The following is a 19044-nucleotide window of genomic DNA, read 5'->3' as shown; positions in this document are numbered from 1 at the left end:
TTGTCGATGGGGTTGGTCTGGGCGCTTTGCGTCCTGCTTGTCCTGTCGTCGCTCGCGGCACTAATCGTCCTCTGTAGGTGGCTCGTAACAAGAAGGCTGAAACTTAGTGAAAAACACGATTAGGCTCTCGGCTGTCCTGCTCGCCACGACGGTTTTGCCCGTAGCGGCGCAGAGCGACGTGCTCATGGGCGAGCGCCTTTATCAAGAGAATTGTGCCAGTTGCCATGGGGCAAACCTGGAGGGGCAATCAGATTGGCGCACACGATTGCCGAACGGCAGGTTGCCTGCCCCGCCGCACGACGCCTCCGGCCATACCTGGCATCACCCCGACCGCGTATTGCTCGACATCGTGAAACGCGGACCGGCGGCGATTGTCGGGAACGGGTACGAAAGCGACATGCCCGGATATGAGGATGTGCTGACAGACGATGAGATCACGGCGATCATTGACTACATCAAGAGCACATGGCCCAACCGGATCCGCGCGTCGCAGGAAAGCCGATCCCTTGCCGATGAGCAGGCCCAGCCATGACGGAAGAGGTCGAGGGAAATGCCGACCCTGTGTCGCGACGCAGTATCTCCGGGTTCGTGCTGGTTCCGCTGATAGCTTTTGCCCTCATGGTCCTGTTCGGTTGGGGGCTTTTCAGGGGTGGCGACGACTTGCCGTCGGCACTTCTCGGCAAACCCGTGCCCGACTTCGCGCTGCCCCCGGTGCTCGGCCGAGAAGAAGGTCTTTCGACGCAGGACCTGATCGGACACGTGTCACTGGTGAACGTCTTCGCCTCGTGGTGTGTGCCCTGCCGTGCCGAACACCCGTTGTTCATGGAGTTGAGTGCAACCGGTGAGGTGCCGCTCTACGGAATCAACTACAAGGACCCGCCCGATCAGGCGCGCGCCTGGCTCGACGAGTTGGGTGATCCCTACGCGCGCATCGGGGCCGACATCAACGGACGCGCCGGTATCGAATGGGGCGTCTATGGCGTGCCCGAAACCTACGTCATCGCGCCCGACGGCACCATCGCCTACCGCCATGTTGGTCCGATCACACGAGCAATCCTGCAGGAAACGCTGCTGCCGATCGTCCGTGACCACAAAACCCAATCCGCCAAGGAGAAAACGCCATGAAAAATCTGAAACCGGCGCTGATCGCCTGGGCACTGTCCGTCGGCGCGGCTTTCGCGACACCGCAAGGGTTTGCACTTCACGACACCCCGCAGCCTGTCGCCAATGTGCGCTACGAGAAAGATGACGGCAGCCGCGGAGACATGGAAGATTTTCGCGGCAAAGTGATCCTCGTGAATGTCTGGGCAACCTGGTGCGTCCCCTGCCGCGAAGAGATGCCGACGCTCGATGCGCTTCAGGCGGAACTTGGCGGCGACGACTTCGAAGTGGTTGCCCTTTCCATCGACCGGGCCGGATCACAGATCGTTCGGCGTTTCTACGACGAGATCGGTGTCACCAATCTCAATATGTATGTCGACCAGACCATGCTTTCGATGACCGCGCTGCGCACCGTTGGCCTGCCGACGACGATCCTGATCGACGCGCAGGGGCGGGAGCTCGGGCGACTGGTCGGCCCGGCCGAATGGGATGATCCCGAGATGGTGTCCTTTTTGCGAAGCTTTATTGAATGAATCCCAGCAAAAGTCCACTGCTCACCCTTGACCTTCCAGTAACTGGAATGACTAGCTTTTAATCATCGAAAGGACTTTCCGGATGACCGAAATATCACCTTCCAACATTGCGGGTGCCGCCAACATCGAAAGCGCAGGAAATTGGCCCCGGTGGTTGACGCGCAGACGATTGCTGTTCGTCGGTGCGGCAACCGTGATGGGGGGCGGCATGGCCCTGAACTGGGGATGGCTCACCGCGATCGGGCTCGCGCCTGTTCTGGTCTCGCTGGCCCCCTGTGCCGCGATGTGCGGCCTGGGTCTGTGCATGAAGGGCGGGTCTGGAAAGGGATGCTCCAACTCGCCGGACGGGGCGTCTCCCGACTGAGTTCTTTCGATAACCACACGATCAACCCAAGGAGAAAACCATGAGAGAAACACTTACAACTTTCGTCGTTGCGACGGCCCTTACCGCAAGTGCATTTGCCGTCAGCGCCCAGGAACAGACCACGCCGGAAACGGGCGAAATGATGCAGAATGAGGGGGCCATGCAAGGCGGCATGATGGACGGCGACATGATGGGCATGATGAAGATGATGGCCGAAATGAAACCCATGATGGAAGCCTGCACCGAGATGATGGCGTCCATGACCGAGAATATGGACGGCGGCATGATGCCGTCGGAAAAGTCTGACGGCTAGATTTGCCCAAATGCCTGTCGGTCAACGGATCGGCAGGCATTTATTGTAAGGATACAAGAATTGACAGCACTGACACGGCGCGCCGCTTTAGCGATACTCGCGGCCACGATTTCGTCTCCGGCCTTCGCCAATCATCCGGGGGAAAACCTGGATGCGCGCATGTTCGAGATGGAGCCCTACTTCCAAGCCATCGATGCAGCGCAGGCTCCGGGTTTCGAGCTGCAGGATTCCGAGGGGAATCCCGTGCGCCTGTCGGATTTCAGCGACAAGGTGGTCATCCTTCATTTCATCTATGCCAACTGCCCGGATATCTGCCCGCTCCATGCGGAAAAGATCGCGGCGGTCCAGGCTTCGATCAACGACGGGCCGATGAAGGAGCTTGTGCAGTTCATCTCGATCACGACCGATCCTGTGAACGACACGCCAGACGTGTTGCGCGATTACTCGGACCGGCATGGGCTCGATCCAAGCAATTGGGTTATTCTAACCAAACGTCCCGATCAGACTGAAAATGCAACGCGCGTTCTGGCGCGGGACTATGGGCTGGAGTTCACGATGACCGCCGACAGCGACATGATGATGCACGGAGCGGTCACCCATGTCGTGGACATCGGCGGGCGGTTCGCTGCAAAATTCCATGGCATGGACTTCAAGAACGTGAACCTGATCCTCTATGTCAGCGAGTTGACCAACAACGTCCAGCATCGACGCCGGGAGCCCAGCTGGTGGGACCGGCTGACAGGTGTGTTTCAATGAGTGTCGTCGCGACTGGCGTCAGGCTGTCCTCGACAGACGGAATTTCCCTGACAGCTCTGCGTCGGTATTTTGCGGTGATCATCCCGGCCAACTTGATCTGGGAGTTCGCGCATATGCCGCTCTACACGATATGGAACGAGGGCACCTGGGGTGAGATTGTCTTCGCAGCCGTCCATTGCACGGGTGGTGATATCCTGATCGCCATGAGCGCGCTGATGCTTGCCCTCATGCTGTCGGGCTGGGGCTGGCCCCTGGTCGCCTCGACGCGGCGGTCTGTGACCGTCCTGACGGTGGTGTTCGGGCTCGGATACACGCTGTTCAGCGAATGGCTCAACATCGTGATCCGCGCCGCCTGGGCCTATTCGGACCTGATGCCAATCATTCCGGTCCTCGATGCGGGCCTGTCACCTGTGTTGCAATGGATCGTGGTCCCGCTGGTCGCGTTCTGGTGGGCCGTGTGGCCCTTCAGCACCGAGCGTGACGCGTGATGGACATCTCCGGCATCGGCATCTTCGCGGCCTTTCTGGCGGGGGCCATTTCGTTCCTGTCGCCTTGCGTCCTGCCGCTTGTGCCGGGCTATGTCTCGTACATCGCAGGGCAGCCGGATTTGCGCATGACGCGGTCGGTCGGCTTGCGGGCGCGCGCCGGGGCGCTCGGGTTGAGTGCCTGCTTTGTCTTGGGCTTTTCGACGGTCTTCGTCGCCCTCGGGGCCGGGGCCAGCGCGCTCGGATCCCTGCTGCTGACATGGCGCACCGAGCTGAACTATCTCGGCGGCGCGATCATCATTCTGTTCGGACTGGTCATGCTGGGTGTCTTTCGTCTCAATGCGTTCTCGCGCGATACCCGTTTCAATCTCGACATTCCCGGCGGTCGCCCGTTTGGGGCCTACGTGCTGGGACTGGCCTTCGCCTTTGGCTGGACACCTTGCATCGGACCGATCCTCGGCGCGATCCTGACACTCAGTTCGACCTCCGGCGGCATGTCGGACGGCATCTGGCTGCTGTCGATCTATTCCGCTGGTCTGGGGGTGCCTTTCCTGCTGGCTGCGCTGTTCACCGACGCCATCGCCGCGCGGGTAAGGCAGATCGGCAAGGCCGGTCGCTGGCTCTACAAGGGCGCGGGTGTTGCCATGATCATCATGGGAGTTGCCATCATGACCGGGCAACTGTCACGGTTTGCCTATTGGCTGCTGGGGACGTTTCCCTTTCTCGCGACGATCGGCTGACGAACCTCGAACCAGCTCTTGGCGTGATGGCTGATAAGTGGGGATCATCTCCCCCACTCAAAAAGGTCGTACACGCCGCGCCCCTATAGAGGTCGCGGGGCCGTCAGCCGATCAGGTAGACCCGGATCGGCATCCAGATACCCATGATCATCATCATCAAGTTCTCGGTGAGCGAGACGAACCCTAGTGGCACGTTGCTGTCCCCCCCGACGCAGGCGCATTTCAACTCGCGCTTGTCGATATAGACCGCCTTGAAGACCGAAACTGCACCGACCGTTCCGATGAAGAGGGCCACGGGAGCCGAAAGCCAGGTGAGCGCCCCGGCGACCATAAGGATGCCGGCGAAGGCCTCTCCGAAGGGATAAAGATAGCCGTAGCGCACCCAGCGGCGCGCCAGCAGGTCGTAATTCAGGAACATGGTCGAAAAGCTTTCGACGTCCTGAAGTTTCTGCACTGCAAGCAAGCACATCGAGATCGAGATGAACCATTCCAGCGCACGCAGGCTGAGGATGGTTCCAAAGCTGTACCACGACAGGCCGAGCGCCATCAGAAACGCGATGGCAAAGATCGCGATCACCGGCTGATAGGAGGTGTCCGAGCGCTCGCTTTCCGGCGCGTCGAGGCCGAAATGGACCCGCAGATCGTCGTAGCCGCCAATCCGCTTGTCGCCGATCCAGGTCTGCGGCGTGGTCTCGACCCCGTGCTTTTCCATGAAGGCATCGGTTTCCTCACGTGTCGTCAGGTGATGATCCTCGACCTCGTACCCTTCCCGTTCGAGCAGGTCTTTGGACTTGAGACCATAAGGGCAAAGATGATCCTGCATGACCATCCGGTAGAGTTGGGCTGATTTCGATGCGTCTTTCGGCATGGTGTTTCCTCCAGTTTCTGGTTCAGGCACCGCAACCGTAATATCCGCGATACCCTGCACGCAGACCGGACCCAAGTTCGAGAACGAGATCGGCGTCCTGCATTTCGCCACTATTTGCGTCCAATGTGCCGGTTCCGCTCGGCGCGCTCAACGCCACTGTCATGCCCTCCGTGCCCCAAGTGCTTCCGGCGTCGCCAGCCTCCAGCCGCACCAGATCGCCGCTGATCTTGGCGAGAGCTACACTCCCACCGTCGATGCGGCCCACCGCCAGCGCAGGCCTGCTTGTGGTGGTGTAGGTGAACGTGCACGCGGCGCCGCCGGGAAACATCTGAGCAATGTCCTCCGAAGTAAGAAATTCGAGGTCGAGAATGGCGACTTCCGGGGTTGATAGCGCCTCGTCGAGGCTCACGATCTGCGCCGGTCCGCTTTCTGACTGTGCCGGACTGTCACCGTTGGCGTCGATATCGTTCACCAGATAACGCATCTCGGCGATTTCCTTGTCCTGCGCATAGATGATCTCATCCGCCAGCTTGCGCACGCGCGGGTCCGAGATATCGGCGCGGCTGGAGGTCATGATCGCGATCGAGTGGTGCGGGATCATTGCCCGCATGTAGCTGGTGTCGCCCACCGTCACCTGGCTGCGGACCAGCCAAAGGGAGGCGGCAAAGACCACAACGGCACCGATGAAGATGGCGGCGTTAGCCATCTTGCTGGAATACATCGACAGCATGAAGCCCAGCATGATGATCGCCATGGTGGCACCCATCAGGAGAGCCATGTAGGCCCGCGTTTCCGACCAGAACACATGCGTCCAGAGGTAGGTATTGAGATACATCAGACCGAACATGACGACGGTAGATGTGGCGATCATCGCGAAAAAGCGGCCATATGACATGAAGTTGTCCTCTCTCGAAATCGTGAAGTCTAAAGGTGGAACAACTTTCCCGCGCTGGAATGTTCCGAAATAGCTGCAGCCAGTCGCACCTTATGGGTGGCGCTGCCCGCTGCGGGACGTATCTAAGCCCGCTTAATCCGCTGCCCTGGCGGTCCGGGTCTTATCCTCTTCCATCGCCAGATCTGCGAGAATCGGACAATTAGGCCTGTGATCGCCAGCGCAGGCATCGACAAGGTGCGACAACGTCGCGCGCATCTCGGTCAGTTCTGCGATTTTCCGGTCGATCCGGTCGAGGTGTTCCTCGGCGATCTGCTTGACCTCCGCGCTGGCGCGGTCGGTATCGGCATAGAGTTTCAGCAGGCTCCGGCAGTCCTCGATGGTGAAGCCAAGCGCACGCGCTCGCCCGAGAAACGCCAACTTGTGGACGTCGCTCTGCCGAAAGCTGCGATAACCGTTCGCGCTGCGCAGCGGCTCGACCAGCCCGATGTCCTCGTAGTAGCGGATGGTTTTCGCGGGAAGGCCGGACAGGTCGGCCACGTCTCCGATATTCATGATCGTCTTCTCCTTGTTTTCATTCAGCCGGAACGGGGGACAGGCGGGGGTCGGTCACGGCCTTCGCCGCCTCGTCCATCGCCGGGCGCACACGGCGCAGGCGCAGCGCGTTCGTCAGTACGAAGACCGAGCTGAGCGCCATCGCCCCCGCCGCCAGCACCGGCGACAGCAGCAGGCCCGACACCGGGTAAAGCGCCCCCGCCGCAACCGGGATCAGCGCGACATTGTAGCCGAAGGCCCAGAACAGGTTCTGGCGGATGTTGCGCATGGTGCGCCGCGATATTTCCAGCGCGTTGACCACGCCGCGCAGGTCGCCCGACATCAGCACCACGTCGGCGGATTCGATGGCGACGTCAGTGCCGGTGCCGATGGCGATGCCCACATCCGCATGGGCAAGCGCGGGCGCGTCGTTGATGCCGTCGCCGACGAAGGCGATATGCTGGCCCGTGCCACGCAGTTCATCCAGTGCCGCGACCTTGCCGTCCGGCAGCACGCCCGCGATCACGTGGTCGATGCCCGTCTCCCGCGCGATGGCTTCTGCCGTCTCGCGCTTGTCGCCGGTGATCATGGCGACCTTCAGGCCGAGATCGTGCAAGGCGCGGATGGCCGCGGCGCTGGACGGCTTGACCGGATCGGCTACGGCGATCATGGCGGCAACGCGTCCGTCGATAGCGGCGTAAAGCGCGGTACGGCCCTGTTCGGCCAGGCGGCGTTCCGCGTCCGCCAGCGCGCCGATGTCCAGCCCTTCGCGGGTCATCAGACGGTCGGCCCCCACCAGCACCTCGCGGCCCGCGACCTCGGCCCGGACACCGTGGCCGGTGATGGACGTGAATTTCTGCGCGTCGTGCCGAGCAACGCCCTCGGCCTCCGCCGCCCGCAGGATGGCCTCGGCGATGGGGTGTTCCGACCGCGCCTCGACCGCCGCGACCAGAGCCAGCACCTCGGCCCGTTCAAATCCTTCTGTTAGCACCAGATCGGTCAGTTCGGGACGTCCTTCGGTCACCGTGCCGGTCTTGTCCAGCGCGACCACATCGACCGTCGAAAGCTGTTGCAGGGCGTCACCCTTGCGGAACAGCACACCCATTTCGGCGGCACGGCCGGTGCCCACCATGATTGAGGTCGGCGTGGCCAGCCCCATCGCGCAGGGGCAGGCGATGATCAGCACGGACACACCCGCGACGAGCGCATAGGACAGGGCGGGCGATGGCCCGACCAGCAGCCAGACGATCACCGTCAGCAGCGCCAGCGCCATGACCGCGGGCACGAACCACAGGGTGATCCGATCCACCAGACCCTGGATGGGCAACTTGGCCCCCTGCGCCTCTTCGACCATACGGATGATTTGCGCCAGCGTCGTATCCGCCCCCACGCGCGTCGCGCGGAACTGGACAGCACCGGTGCCGTTGACGGTCCCGCCGGTGACGGGATCGCCCACCGACTTGGCCACAGGCACCGGCTCGCCGGTGATCATGCTCTCGTCGACGCGGGCGCTGCCTTCGGTCACTTCGCCGTCCACGGCAATCCGCTCTCCGGGGCGCACGAGCAGGATGTCGCCCGCGGCGATGCGCTCGATGGCCACGTCCTCAGGCTCTCCGTCCACCAGCACGCGGGCGGTCTTGGCCTGAAGGCCCAGCAGCTTCTGGATCGCTGCGCCGGTGCGGCCCTTGGCGCGTGCCTCCAGCCAGCGGCCCAGCAGGATCAGAACGACGATCACCGCCGCCGCCTCGAAATAGACGGCGCGCGACCCTTCGGGCAGCAGCGCGGGCGCGAAAAGAGCGACCAGAGAATAGAGATAGGCGGCAGAGGTGCCGACCGCAACAAGGCTGTTCATGTCCGGCGCACGCTTGAGCAGGGCTGGAAACCCGCGCGTATAGAAGCTGCGCCCCGGCCAGAACAGGACCACGGTGGTCAGACCGAACTGGATCAGCCAGCTTGTCCGATGGCCGATCGTGTCGCCGATCAGACCATGCATGCCGGGGATCAGGTGCGCGCCCATTTCCAGCAGAAACACAGGCAGGGCGAGGGCCGCCGCCAGCGCGGTCCTGCGAGCCAGCGTCCGCGCCTCTTCATCCTTGCGGGCACTCGTGTCTTCCGGCGCGCTGTCCTGCGGCAAGGTCGCGGGATAGCCTGCGTCACCCGCCGCCTTCAGCAGGTCCGCAACCGCAACCGAGCCTTCGAGATACGTTACCGTCGCAGTTTCCGATGCCAGATTGACGTTCACGTCCAGCACGCCCGGCACCGCCGCCAGCGCCTTGTCCACCCGCCCAACGCAGGACGCACAAGACATGGAGGCCACGTTCAGGCGAATGCTCTGCGTACGGGCCGGATAGCCAATCTCTTCCAGCTTTTCGACGATGTTCGAAATGCGCCCTTGCGCGTCGATCTGCGCCTTGGCCGTCTCGCTGGCAAGGTTGACGTGAACGTCGCTGACACCCGGCAAGCCGGAAAGCCCACGCTCCACCCGCCCGACGCAAGAGGCGCAGGACATGTTCTGCAGGGAAAGTCGAAGGGTATGCGAATCCGACATGGGTGACTCCTGATCCTGGTCCTCCGAGAGATAGGGGTTCCATTCGCTGGAAGGTCAACAGATGCATCGAGGAATTTTTTCGGGCATTGACCTTCCCATAGGGGAACGACCTAGATGGCAGCAGTAAGAAGGAGATCGTGATGATCAGGTTCAGCGTGCCGGACATGAACTGCGGACATTGCACCGCGTCGATAGAGAAGGCCATTGTGACGATAGACCCACACGCGACTGTCACCTGTGACCTGACTGCGCGTTCCGTCGAGGTAGATAGCGCATTGGATGAAAGCGCTCTGAAGGCAGCGATTCACGATGCGGGCTACGGATCGCAAAGACTGAGTTAGTCCCGGCACTTCCAGTCATTACTGAAGTACTCACTACCATTTTCGCGTCTTCTGTCTGACTGGTGAACGTTGCTATGTATCTATTGCGCAACAGTTTTGAGCGCTCGCAGCGAGAATTCGCCAGCCTCGCTAAAATGTGCCAAACCTTCCCGCGCTGTAAGCGTTGACTAATTTGTCAAAACGTCCAGGTTACTATCCATGAGAATGCGTGTCGCCACTTCGGTATGGGTGAAATTCCTCACTTGCTTCGCTTTTGCGTTGGCATTGGTTCTGTCTCCACCTTCTGCGGCACACGCGGCCTCGGGAATGCATGATGGTCAGCATTCTGGATCGATCAGCTCCCTTCTCAGCAAACCGACAGCTGGTCAGGGAACCGATATCCACGCCGACCACATGAAACACCCGGCGACAGTTGACGTGGATGACATATCCTCCGACATGGGTGAAACAGAGCAACAATCAAATCAGTGTTGTAACGGAATATGCATATCTGTCGTCATTCCAGACGCAGACTTGGTATTCCCGGATCCTATTGCGGCGAAAGAATATATGATCCTGAGCGGTCAGACGCATTCCGTCGAAACATCAGGGTTTCTGCGGCCCCCTCGATTCCTGATCTGAAACGGCGCCCAATCCGGGTGTGAGCCTTGCGCAGACTCTGCGTGAGACATCGTTCATCAATCAGGTTACCTTCATGAAAATTCATCTACTTATGGGGGCTTCGGCCCTCGGGCTTGGCGCATGCGCCTATGAGCCTACCCCTTTGCCCTCCGTTGCGACACAACAGGCTGTCGTCAACGCGACCGTTTCGTCTCCGATCAGCTATCAAGATCCATTGGCTGGCTACACCTATCGTGGTCCGACCGGCCCCCGTGATTGGCGTTCCGTCAATCAAGAGCAGACGGAGGGCAACTGATGCGGGTATCTAAGATTCCGCTGGTTCTTGGCTTTCCCCTAATTTTGGGTGCCTGCGCTACCTCTGTACCGGGTATCTACACGGAACCGAAAGCCGGCTTCGCCAACATTTCCAGTCAGGTCACACCGGCCATCGGCAAACGGACGGCCTTCGCCGAAACCCAGGCCGAAAACGAAGCTCTCAAGAAACAGGTGCACAGCATGGTGCATCGGAAGACGATCTCGGCCGATACGGCGGTTCAGGTTGCGCTGCTGAACAATAAGGGTCTGCAAGCGTCTTACGCCAATGTTGGCCTCTCGGCCGCTGAGGCTTGGCAGCAATCGACGCCGGAAAACCCGATCGTCTCAATTGGTGTCTTGGGAATCGGTGCGCCTGAACTCGGTGCCTACAGGGCGATCGAAGGGCTGATCCGGTCGAACGTCCTCGATGCCACCACGCGCAAACAGCGCATGGCCATTGCTGATGCAAGCTTCCGGCAGGCTCAGCTCAATGCCGTGAATGACACACTTGCACTGGCCAATCAGACGCGAAAGGCATGGGTCGATGCAGTCGCCGCCTTCGAGGCAGTGAGCTATCTGCGGCGCGCGAAAGCGACCTCTGACGCCGGCTCGGAACTGGCTATGCGGTTGGGCGAGACCGGCGCACTCAACAAAGCTGGGCAGGCCCGCGAACAGGCATTCAATGCCGAACTGGCGGGGCAACTTGCACAGGCACGATTGAACGCCACTCGGTCCAAGGAGGCTTTGACCAGGTTGATGGGTCTCTGGGGCACCGAAGTCGATTACTATGTGCCAGATGCCCTTCCTGCACTGCCGCGTTCTGTCGGCCGTGTGACCGACATCGAGGCAAAGGCGCTCCGAAACCGGGTGGATCTCCGTGTTGCCAAACTTGGCCTGGAAGCGCAGGCCAAGGCGTTTGGGCTGACCGATCAGACCCGCATTGTCAGCGATCTTGAGTTCATTGCCGGGTTCGAGGCGGAGCGGGAAATTGAGGACGGAGAAACGGAAACCGTGACCACCCCTCAGGTGGAAGTGGAGTTCGCGATCCCGATCTATGACACCGGCAAGGCCCGGATGCGCAAGGCGGAATTGTCTTATCTACAAGCGGCCAACGTGCTCGCAGAGAAGGCCGTGAACGTCCGGTCCGAAGCGCGCGGTGCTGAGACTTCCTATCATGCCGCCTATAAAATCGCGCGCCACTACCGCGACGTTCTGGTGCCGCTACGCACGACCGTCGAAGAAGAGGGTTTGCTGTCTTACAACGGCATGATCACCAACACTTTCGAGCTGCTGACTGATGTGCGCGAGAAACTTGGCGCATCCCTGGAAGCGGCAAACGCAAAACGCGAGTTCTACATGGCACAGGCCGATCTGACCGCTGCGATCTATGGCGGCGGCGAAGGCGGCGGTGGTGCTGGTGGAGAAGGCGCAACGCTTGCCGCCGGTGGCGGCGCAGGACACTGAAAGGAACTGACATGTTGAACAGACGTCAATTACTCGGAGCCGGCGCCGCAGGTGCAACGCTGGTCTCTTCAAAAGCCTGGGGTCAAACCCTGAACATGGGCCTCCCCGAAGCCGCGCAGATGGACAGTGCGGCAACGGCGATTACGGCGCGTCCGTCGTCAGGGCCGGACTACACACCTGTGGTCACGCTGAACGGGTGGACCCTGCCGCACCGGATGAACAACGGGGTCAAGGAATTTCACCTCGTCGCCGAACCGGTAGAGCGCGAACTTGCAGACGGCATGATCGCGCATCTATGGGGTTACAACGGCCAGTCCACCGGTCCAACGATCGAAGCAGTCGAAGGCGACCGGGTCCGCATCTACGTCACCAACAAGCTGCCGGAAGGCACCACGGTGCATTGGCACGGGCTCATCCTGCCCTCGGGCATGGATGGGGTCTCCGGGTTGAGTCATCCCAGCATCCCGCCAGGAAAAACGTTTGTCTACGAATTCGACTTGGTGAAGTCCGGCACGTTCATGTACCACCCCCATGGCGACGAAATGACCCAGATGGCGATGGGGATGATGGGCATGTTCGTGGTCCATCCCAAGGATCCCACCTTCATGCCGGTGGATCGCGATTTTCTGATCATGCTGAATGCCTTTGACATCGATCCCGGCACATACGTGCCCCGCATCATGACGATGACGGACTTCAACCTGTGGACGTGGAACAGTCGGATCTTCCCCGACATCGATCCGCTGGTCGTGAACAAGGGCGACAAGGTGCGAGTACGCGTCGGCAACCTCACGATGACAAACCACCCGATCCACATGCATGGCTATGACTTCAAGGTCACCTGCACGGATGGTGGCTGGGTGCCGCCAGAAGCGCAATGGCCGGAGGTCAGCATCGACATCCCCGTGGGCGCGATGCGCGCCTATGAGTTCGTCGCAGACCATCTGGGTGACTGGGCGATTCACTGCCACAAGTCGCACCACACGATGAATGCCATGGGTCACGATGTGCCGACGTTCATCGGGGTCAACAAGAAGCCGCTGACCCAGAAGATCCGTCAGTTCCAGCCGGAATACATGCCCATGGGCATGTCCGGCATGGGGGACATGGCGAAAATGGAAATGCCGCTGCCTGACAACACGATCCCGATGATGACGGGTTGGGGGCCCTACGGCCCCATCGAGATGGGCGGCATGTTTTCGGTCGTAAAGGTGCGGGACGGCATCGACGCGGACGATTACTCCGATCCCGGCTGGTACGAAAATCCTCCGGGCGAGATGGCCTACGAATGGACTGGCGAATTGCCCGAGTTCGCCTCGAACAACAGTCCCAAGACCATTCTCACACCAAAACCAAACTCGGAGGGCTGAACGGCCCTTCGTCGACTCCAACCAAACCAAACCTACAGGAAAACCAAATGAAAAAACTTCTTCTGAGCACCTCTCTCGTCCTTTTCGCTTCAACGGGGGCTTTCGCTGACGTTGGTCATGCCAAAATGGCCGTCGGTATGCCCGGCCATACGGCAAAAGTCGACCGGTCGATTGATGTAACCCTGCTTGAAAACGACGAAGGCGAAATGCTGATCGAGAGTGAGGAGATGACCATCAAGCAGGGTGAAACCATCCGCTTCAACATCACGAACAAGGGTGAGCTGGAACACGAGTTTGTTCTCGACACGCTGGAAAATAACGCCGAGCACAAGATCGAAATGGCCAAGATGGACATGGAACACGACGACCCGAACCGTATCCGTCTTGATCCGGGTGCCACGGGCGAGGTCGTCTGGACGTTCGCGAATGCTGGTACGTTCGAAGCCGCGTGCCTGATCCCGGGTCACTACGAATCCGGCATGCACCGAGCGGTCTCAGTGGGGGACCAGATGGCTCAGGCTGACGTGGAATACACGAGCGGGACCATCAAGAAGATCGACGCCAAGGCCGGCAAGGTCACAATCATCCACGGCCCTCTGGTCAACCTCGATATGCCCGCGATGACGATGGTATTCCGCGCGGACGAAGCGATGATGGCCAAGATGGCGGAAGGACAGGACATCGAGTTCGTCGCCGACCGGGTCAAGGGCAAGCTTACTGTCACGCAGATGAAGTGAAGATAGACAATGGGGCCGAGGCGAACACGCCCGGCCCCAACGCTTTGAGGCAATAAAATCAAGCGCTACGGAGGTAGCCGAGCATTATGAATTTCCTGATAATCTGCACCGCCGCCCTTATGCTTGTCTTTCCGGCTTTCTCAGTGAACGCTTCCAGTGGCAAAGGCCAGCAACCTCATGCGCGGGCCTTTGAATTGCCTGGCCATGATGCGATCGGGAATGAGGTGCCCCTAGATTTGTAGACGCTTTGCCTCCTTACTTTGAGCCGAGGAGGCGACCATGGGGACAAGCAACTACAGGGGAGTGGACAAAACATGGGGGTCATCTTCGTCGTTGCGGCCCGTGCTAAGGTGAGTTCTTTGCGTGTGGGGCTGCCATGGACGTACGGATTACAATCGAAACTACCTTCGACAACGGGGAGAAGCGCACTCATCAGCTTGACGGCATTTCACGACCCTACCGGGTGACCTGTCCAGACGGGATCGGGTTGCGCCTTGAGGATGGGAAGAGGGTTGTCGAACAGATTCAGCGGGCAATTCTTTGCGATCAGGTTGAGGAAATCATCCGAGAAAGCCGCGTATGCCCGGAGTGCGCCTCGGTTCGTGCCATTCATGACTATCGCACGCGCGATCTCGACACGCTCTTTGGGCGGGTTCGGGTCAAAGCCGCGCGCTTGCGCCGCTGTTCTTGTGATGCCAGGTCAGCGGCGATGCCCGGCGGACCTATTTCTCCGCTGGCCCATTTCTTTCCTGACCGGGCTACCCCGGAGCTGCAGCGGCTCCATGCGGAACTCGGGTCCCGGCATTCCTTTCGCGAAGCCGCGCGGCTGATGAAAAGCTTCCTCCCCTGCCATCCGCCCCATCACACCACGGTGCGTGACCGGTTGGGAAGAGTAGCCACTGCGCTCGAGAAAAATCGAAGGGCATCAGGCGATCCCGTTGAAACACCGCCCAAAGGTGGTTTGACGGTTTTTCTGGACGGTGCGCATATCCGCTGTCGACCGGAGTATCAGCAGCGACACCTGGATATTGTGGTCGGAAAGATTGAAAGTCGCAATATGTGCCGACGATTTGGCTTGGTCGCTAATGCGACGGCATCGCCAGGCAGCCGGATGCGAGAAGAGCTGTCAGACTTTGGATGGAAGCCGGGCCGTCTGTTGACGGTAATCTCTGATGGCGAGCTTGCTCTCCCGAACCTCATACGGAATGCCATGGGTGGCGACGGCCAGGTGAAGCACATCCTCGACTGGTGGCACATCTCGATGCGCATTCGACATGTCGAGGCCGCCGTTCAGGGTCTGGTCCAGACACAGGGATTCACTGGAATTCCGGTGCTGTTCGAGCGCCCCGCGAAAAGCCTTCGCTGGTGGCTGTGGCATGGCAGAGCACGGGTCGCGGAAACTTATCTGAGATGGCTCATGCACGATTGCACCCGCCTTGCGGAAGAACCTCTGGCTGTCCGCACCGCTGCCGCTCGTGTGCAGGCCCGATGCGGGACACTGTACACCTATCTCGCGAACAACATGGAATCCCTTGTCGACTATGGCCGACGGTACCGTAACGGGCTGCCCATCTCGTCATCTCGTGCCGAAGGATCAGTCGATGACATTGCCAATGCCCGCATGGGAAAGCGCAGAAGGATGCGGTGGTCGCCCAAAGGGGCTCACCGAGTAGCCGTCACAAGGGCCGCAGTTCTCGATGGTCGGCTGACCGTCGCAAACAGAAAACGCGCCGCATGACCCCCATGTTTTGTCCACTCCCCCTTTTGGCCAGAGAGGGTTTTGAAGTGAACCATTAGAAGCTTTTCCGTCTCTATCGCGAGGAAGGGCTGGCCGTGCGCCGCAGGTGATCACGCAAACGCGCACTGGGTACGCGCAGGCCCATCCTAGTGCCGGATCGCGCCAATCAGCGTTGGTCGTTGGACTTCGTGTCCGATGCCTTTGCTAATGGCCAAAGGTTCCGTGTGTTGTGCATCGTGGATGACTGCACGCGCGAAGCCTTGGCGGCCACTGTGGTGGATCGCTCACTGTCAGGTGAGCGGATGATCCGCGAACTGGATGACCTGATCGGGAGGCTGGGTCAGTTGACTTTCTGACCCACGATCAGATCAAAGCGATGACAACGGCCGACCGTATCGTCAACCTCGGCACTCGTCAGGGGTATGTTACCCCCTGGATCACGACGTCAGCGGAAAAGCGCCCTTAGGGGTGCCACAGCCTCTTGCCAGCTGTCACGCGCTTCTAGCCGGTCGATCCAACTCGCAACTCCTGGGTACTGGTCCAGTAAAATCCCCGCTTGATCGCGATACATGAAGGTGGTCGCAAGATAGAAGTCGGCAAGGCTGAGTGCGCCTGCGATCCAGTCCTTGCCGTCGAGTCCGGTTTCCAGAACGGCAAGGAACTGATCTGTGGCTTTTCGTTCCGCTTCGACCACAGTCGGATCGGGATCGCCCATGCCGAATTTCTCTTTGAGAAACAGCTCAAAGGACAATTTCTGCATCGCCGGGCCAAGGTGGATCGCTTGCCACCAGGTCCATTGATCGACGAGGGACCGCGCCTTGCGGCCCTCAGGATAGAGGCCCGCCTCGGGCCGAAGCCCCGCCAGATAGGCACAAATTGCCCGGGATTCCCAAAGCACGAAATTCCCGTCCTCCAAAACGGGCACCTTTGCATTGGGATTGCGAGCGAGAAATTCCGCCGCGCGGTTGTCCCCGGCCCGGATGTCGACCTGGACGATTTCGAGGTCCACGCCCAGTTCGTGTGCCACCGCCCGCACACGCAGCGCATTGGGCGAGAAATTCGCGTTGTAGAGTTTCATGATTTTGTCCGCCTCTATAGTTACTGCGGCGCCCGAAGAAGCACCGCCCGGTTTTCGGTCAGGAAATCGGTAACCGACTGTCCGGACTTGCCGGTGAGCGTCTTGAGATCGTCGCTGGCCACATCAAGGTAGCCTTCGGCGATTGCCTGGTCGAAAGAGACGAAAACACGCGCCATGAACTCGGGCAGGCCATTTGCGATCATCGCCTGCACCATGTCTTCGGCCGGCATCGGAACGTAGGGGATGTCCTTGCCGGCGATGTCCGACAAAAGCGCCGCGATATCGGCCTGGCCGGTGGATTCGGGCCCGGTGATGTCCAGGACCTCGCGGTCGGTCGCATTCATCAGCGCGGCAGCGGCGGCGCGGGCGCAGTCGGCGCGCGTGACGTAACTCGCCCGTCCGTCCCCTGCCGCGGCAAAGAGCTGCCCCATGTCGATCGCCTGCGGTCCGCTCATAAGCAACAGATCCGTGTAAAGGTTGTTGCGAAGGATCGTGTAGCTGGCGCCGCTTTGCTCGATCAGCTTCTCGGTGTTCTGATGATCCTTGCTGAAAGTGATGGGGCTTTCGGGTACCGGGCTGGCAAGCGAGGTATAGACGATGTGGTCGATACCCGCCTCGCGTGCGGCGGTGATCGCATTGGAATGAGCCGCGAGCCGTTTGCCCGGCTCCAGATCGTCGGTGGAGATGATCAGGATCCGCTTGCCGCCCGCGATGGCCGGACCCAGTGTTTCGGGCGCGTTGAAATCGCCTTGGCGAACATCCACCCCCTTGTCCCTGAACTCGGCGAGTTTGTCGGCGTTGCGCGTGACCGCGATGATCGGACCGGCGCCCGCCTCGATCAGTTGATCGATTACCTGGCGTCCAAGCTGGCCGGAGGCGCCTGTGACGATAAATGGTCCGTTCTGAAAGCTTGCCATGGGCGTATTCCTGTTCTTTGAGAGAGAGTCAGCCGTGGATGTGAACCTGCGCGGGGTTGGCCAGCTTGCCGCGGGCGAAGTCCCAGCTCGTTGTCAGGATTTTGATCATGACGTCGACCTCTGACCCATCGCGCGGCGCAAAGGCCATGACGGCATTTGCCGGGATGTGTCCGGCCGACGCCATCGGGTGCGGTTCGCCCCATCCCTTGGCGATGAGTTCATCGACCGCCGCCAGCGGCAGCATCATGTGCGACGAACCGTCATAGGAGGGATGCACATGGGCAAATTCGCGTCCGATCATGAAGGCTTCACGCGGGCCGCAGGCATGCGCCACCGGCAAGACCAGTGCTTCGGCGCCGGGCACCGAGATGCCCGACCGGCAGCGCTCGACGAAGGGCAGGGCGAAGGCCTTCTCCTTGAAAAATGCGTGGATCTCTGCCGAGGAGTTCTGCGACACCTGCTCATGCGGGGCGCAATCGGTGGTGTCGGGGCGCGGGCCCTGCCGCGGGGGAAGTTCGAAGCTCATGGTTGGTCCTATCCAAATCTGAACGCGCTTTCGACCGCGCCCAACACGTGATCCTCGAGGGTCTTCTCCCCCCGATCCGCAAGCGCAGCCCCGGCCACGACGTGCAACGGGATCAGATGTTCCTCGCGCGGATTGGCATCGCGTGCGCCGGGCGCCTGATCCCACTCGGCCAGCATGGCATGGCGCACTGCGGGGTCTTCATGGGTCACCGCACTCGTGAGCCATCGGTCAAAGTCTCCGCCGTTCACCGGGCCGTCCGGTCCGCCCCTCATCGCCCGCATCATCTTGCCCATGTTATGATAGGTATTGCCGGATCCGATGATCAGCACCCCTTCGTCGCGCAAGGGCGCCAACGCGCGACCGACGGCAAGATGCGCCTCGGGGTCGAGATCGTCGCGCAGGCTCAATTGGACGGTGGGGATGTCGGCCTCAGGAAAAGCCACCTTTAGTGGAACGAATACCCCGTGATCGAAGCCACGCGCAGCATCGGCCCCGGTTTGGAATCCCGCGTCTTCTAAAAGTGCGCGTACGCGGGTCGCCAGCGCGGGCTCGCCCGGCGCGGGCCAGGTTAGCTGATAGGTATGCTGCGGAAATCCCTGATAGTCGAACAGCAGAGGCGGGGCGGGGTTGGTCTGCAAGGTAAAGACCCGCTCTTCCCAATGGCCCGAGATCACGAGGAGCGCCTTGGGCCTTGCCGGCAGGCTCGCAGGCAAGTCCTCAAGGAATTTGCGGTGCCGATCCCAGGCGTCAGGCGGGTTCCAGTCCATGAAGAAACAGGGGCCACCCCCATGGGGAACAAACAATGTCGGCTGCTTTTCAGTCAT

General features: G+C 60.6%; 22 protein-coding genes and 1 pseudogene. 15 read left to right on the top strand and 8 right to left on the bottom strand.

Features of this window, described 5'->3' with window-relative positions; all coding sequences use genetic code 11:
- Nucleotides 1–154 precede the first annotated feature (154 nt).
- From ACRARG_RS19100 to ACRARG_RS19065, 8 genes are all read left to right on the top strand, one after another.
- Nucleotides 155–532 (top strand): c-type cytochrome, encoded by a 378-nt coding sequence (locus ACRARG_RS19100; protein ID WP_237267629.1) that lies wholly within the window; start codon nucleotides 155–157, stop codon nucleotides 530–532.
- Nucleotides 529–1125, top strand: a complete 597-nt coding sequence (locus ACRARG_RS19095) for a DsbE family thiol:disulfide interchange protein (RefSeq protein ID WP_043772511.1) — start codon at nucleotides 529–531, stop codon at nucleotides 1123–1125. The genes ACRARG_RS19100 and ACRARG_RS19095 overlap by 4 nt, the downstream gene beginning before the upstream one ends.
- A complete protein-coding gene (locus ACRARG_RS19090) occupies nucleotides 1122–1634 on the top strand; it encodes a TlpA family protein disulfide reductase (protein WP_066010346.1) in 513 nt (170 codons plus the stop codon). The genes ACRARG_RS19095 and ACRARG_RS19090 overlap by 4 nt, the downstream gene beginning before the upstream one ends.
- 208 nt (nucleotides 1635–1842) lie before the next feature.
- On the top strand, nucleotides 1843–1998 hold the full coding sequence (locus tag ACRARG_RS19085; RefSeq protein WP_432691745.1) for a hypothetical protein: 156 nt from the start codon (nucleotides 1843–1845) through the stop codon (nucleotides 1996–1998).
- A 40-nt stretch (nucleotides 1999–2038) separates the two neighbouring features.
- The gene (locus ACRARG_RS19080) at nucleotides 2039–2311 is read left to right on the top strand and encodes a hypothetical protein (RefSeq protein ID WP_089851998.1); all 273 of its coding nucleotides are present in this window, start codon (nucleotides 2039–2041) and stop codon (nucleotides 2309–2311) included.
- Between the two features lie 60 nt (nucleotides 2312–2371).
- Complete coding sequence (locus tag ACRARG_RS19075; protein WP_242656847.1) at nucleotides 2372–3067, top strand: SCO family protein; 696 nt, start codon at nucleotides 2372–2374, stop codon at nucleotides 3065–3067.
- Nucleotides 3064–3555 (top strand): hypothetical protein, encoded by a 492-nt coding sequence (locus tag ACRARG_RS19070; protein ID WP_089852003.1) that lies wholly within the window; start codon nucleotides 3064–3066, stop codon nucleotides 3553–3555. Before ACRARG_RS19075 ends, ACRARG_RS19070 begins: the two co-directional genes overlap by 4 nt.
- Nucleotides 3555–4292: a cytochrome c biogenesis CcdA family protein gene (locus ACRARG_RS19065; RefSeq protein ID WP_089852005.1), complete on the top strand. Its 738-nt coding sequence runs from the start codon at nucleotides 3555–3557 to the stop codon at nucleotides 4290–4292. Before ACRARG_RS19070 ends, ACRARG_RS19065 begins: the two co-directional genes overlap by 1 nt.
- Before the next feature lie 103 nt (nucleotides 4293–4395).
- On the opposite strand, the gene ACRARG_RS19060 is transcribed toward ACRARG_RS19065, so the two are convergent.
- From ACRARG_RS19060 to ACRARG_RS19045, 4 genes are all read right to left on the bottom strand, one after another.
- The gene (locus ACRARG_RS19060) at nucleotides 4396–5160 is read right to left on the bottom strand and encodes a MauE/DoxX family redox-associated membrane protein (RefSeq protein ID WP_205964851.1); all 765 of its coding nucleotides are present in this window, start codon (nucleotides 5158–5160) and stop codon (nucleotides 4396–4398) included.
- A 22-nt stretch (nucleotides 5161–5182) separates the two neighbouring features.
- Entirely contained in the window at nucleotides 5183–6055 is an 873-nt protein-coding gene (locus tag ACRARG_RS19055; protein ID WP_089852434.1) for a DUF305 domain-containing protein, read from the bottom strand.
- A 132-nt stretch (nucleotides 6056–6187) separates the two neighbouring features.
- Nucleotides 6188–6607 (bottom strand): Cu(I)-responsive transcriptional regulator, encoded by a 420-nt coding sequence (cueR, locus tag ACRARG_RS19050; RefSeq protein WP_037941731.1) that lies wholly within the window; start codon nucleotides 6605–6607, stop codon nucleotides 6188–6190.
- Between the two features lie 19 nt (nucleotides 6608–6626).
- Nucleotides 6627–9134, bottom strand: a complete 2508-nt coding sequence (locus tag ACRARG_RS19045) for a heavy metal translocating P-type ATPase (protein WP_089852432.1) — start codon at nucleotides 9132–9134, stop codon at nucleotides 6627–6629.
- Between the two features lie 140 nt (nucleotides 9135–9274).
- On the opposite strand from ACRARG_RS19045, the gene ACRARG_RS19040 reads away from it, so the two are divergent.
- From ACRARG_RS19040 to ACRARG_RS19010, 7 genes and pseudogenes are all read left to right on the top strand, one after another.
- Complete coding sequence (locus ACRARG_RS19040) at nucleotides 9275–9475, top strand: heavy-metal-associated domain-containing protein (RefSeq protein WP_009815466.1); 201 nt, start codon at nucleotides 9275–9277, stop codon at nucleotides 9473–9475.
- A gap of 198 nt (nucleotides 9476–9673) precedes the next feature.
- Nucleotides 9674–10096, top strand: coding sequence for a hypothetical protein (locus ACRARG_RS19035; RefSeq protein ID WP_089852430.1), 423 nt, complete (start codon nucleotides 9674–9676; stop codon nucleotides 10094–10096).
- A 294-nt stretch (nucleotides 10097–10390) separates the two neighbouring features.
- Complete coding sequence (locus ACRARG_RS19030; RefSeq protein WP_089852428.1) at nucleotides 10391–11854, top strand: TolC family protein; 1464 nt, start codon at nucleotides 10391–10393, stop codon at nucleotides 11852–11854.
- Nucleotides 11855–11865: 11 nt separating this feature from the next.
- Nucleotides 11866–13224, top strand: coding sequence for a multicopper oxidase family protein (locus tag ACRARG_RS19025; RefSeq protein WP_110506225.1), 1359 nt, complete (start codon nucleotides 11866–11868; stop codon nucleotides 13222–13224).
- Nucleotides 13225–13271: 47 nt separating this feature from the next.
- On the top strand, nucleotides 13272–13961 hold the full coding sequence (locus tag ACRARG_RS19020) for a copper-binding protein (protein ID WP_089852425.1): 690 nt from the start codon (nucleotides 13272–13274) through the stop codon (nucleotides 13959–13961).
- 376 nt (nucleotides 13962–14337) lie between these two features.
- Entirely contained in the window at nucleotides 14338–15699 is a 1362-nt protein-coding gene (locus ACRARG_RS19015) for an ISKra4-like element ISUnCu19 family transposase (protein WP_076612408.1), read from the top strand.
- A 23-nt stretch (nucleotides 15700–15722) separates the two neighbouring features.
- Nucleotides 15723–16043: pseudogene (locus tag ACRARG_RS19010) on the top strand (IS3 family transposase); the annotation flags it as partial.
- A gap of 101 nt (nucleotides 16044–16144) precedes the next feature.
- Here the strand turns inward: ACRARG_RS19010 and ACRARG_RS19005 are convergent.
- From ACRARG_RS19005 to ACRARG_RS18990, 4 genes are read right to left on the bottom strand one after another with little or no spacing between them, the layout of a single operon-like run.
- Entirely contained in the window at nucleotides 16145–16777 is a 633-nt protein-coding gene (locus tag ACRARG_RS19005) for a glutathione S-transferase family protein (RefSeq protein WP_027238702.1), read from the bottom strand.
- A 20-nt stretch (nucleotides 16778–16797) separates the two neighbouring features.
- Complete coding sequence (locus ACRARG_RS19000) at nucleotides 16798–17694, bottom strand: SDR family oxidoreductase (RefSeq protein ID WP_037931965.1); 897 nt, start codon at nucleotides 17692–17694, stop codon at nucleotides 16798–16800.
- 28 nt (nucleotides 17695–17722) lie between these two features.
- The gene (locus tag ACRARG_RS18995; RefSeq protein ID WP_037931962.1) at nucleotides 17723–18220 is read right to left on the bottom strand and encodes a luciferase domain-containing protein; all 498 of its coding nucleotides are present in this window, start codon (nucleotides 18218–18220) and stop codon (nucleotides 17723–17725) included.
- A gap of 8 nt (nucleotides 18221–18228) precedes the next feature.
- Complete coding sequence (locus ACRARG_RS18990; protein ID WP_037931959.1) at nucleotides 18229–19044, bottom strand: DODA-type extradiol aromatic ring-opening family dioxygenase; 816 nt, start codon at nucleotides 19042–19044, stop codon at nucleotides 18229–18231.

The organism is Pseudooceanicola profundi, assembly GCF_050897955.1.
GTDB lineage: Bacteria > Pseudomonadota > Alphaproteobacteria > Rhodobacterales > Rhodobacteraceae > Pseudooceanicola.
Note: the sequence above shows the minus strand (reverse complement) of the source record. Positions and strands in the feature narration are given on the sequence as shown.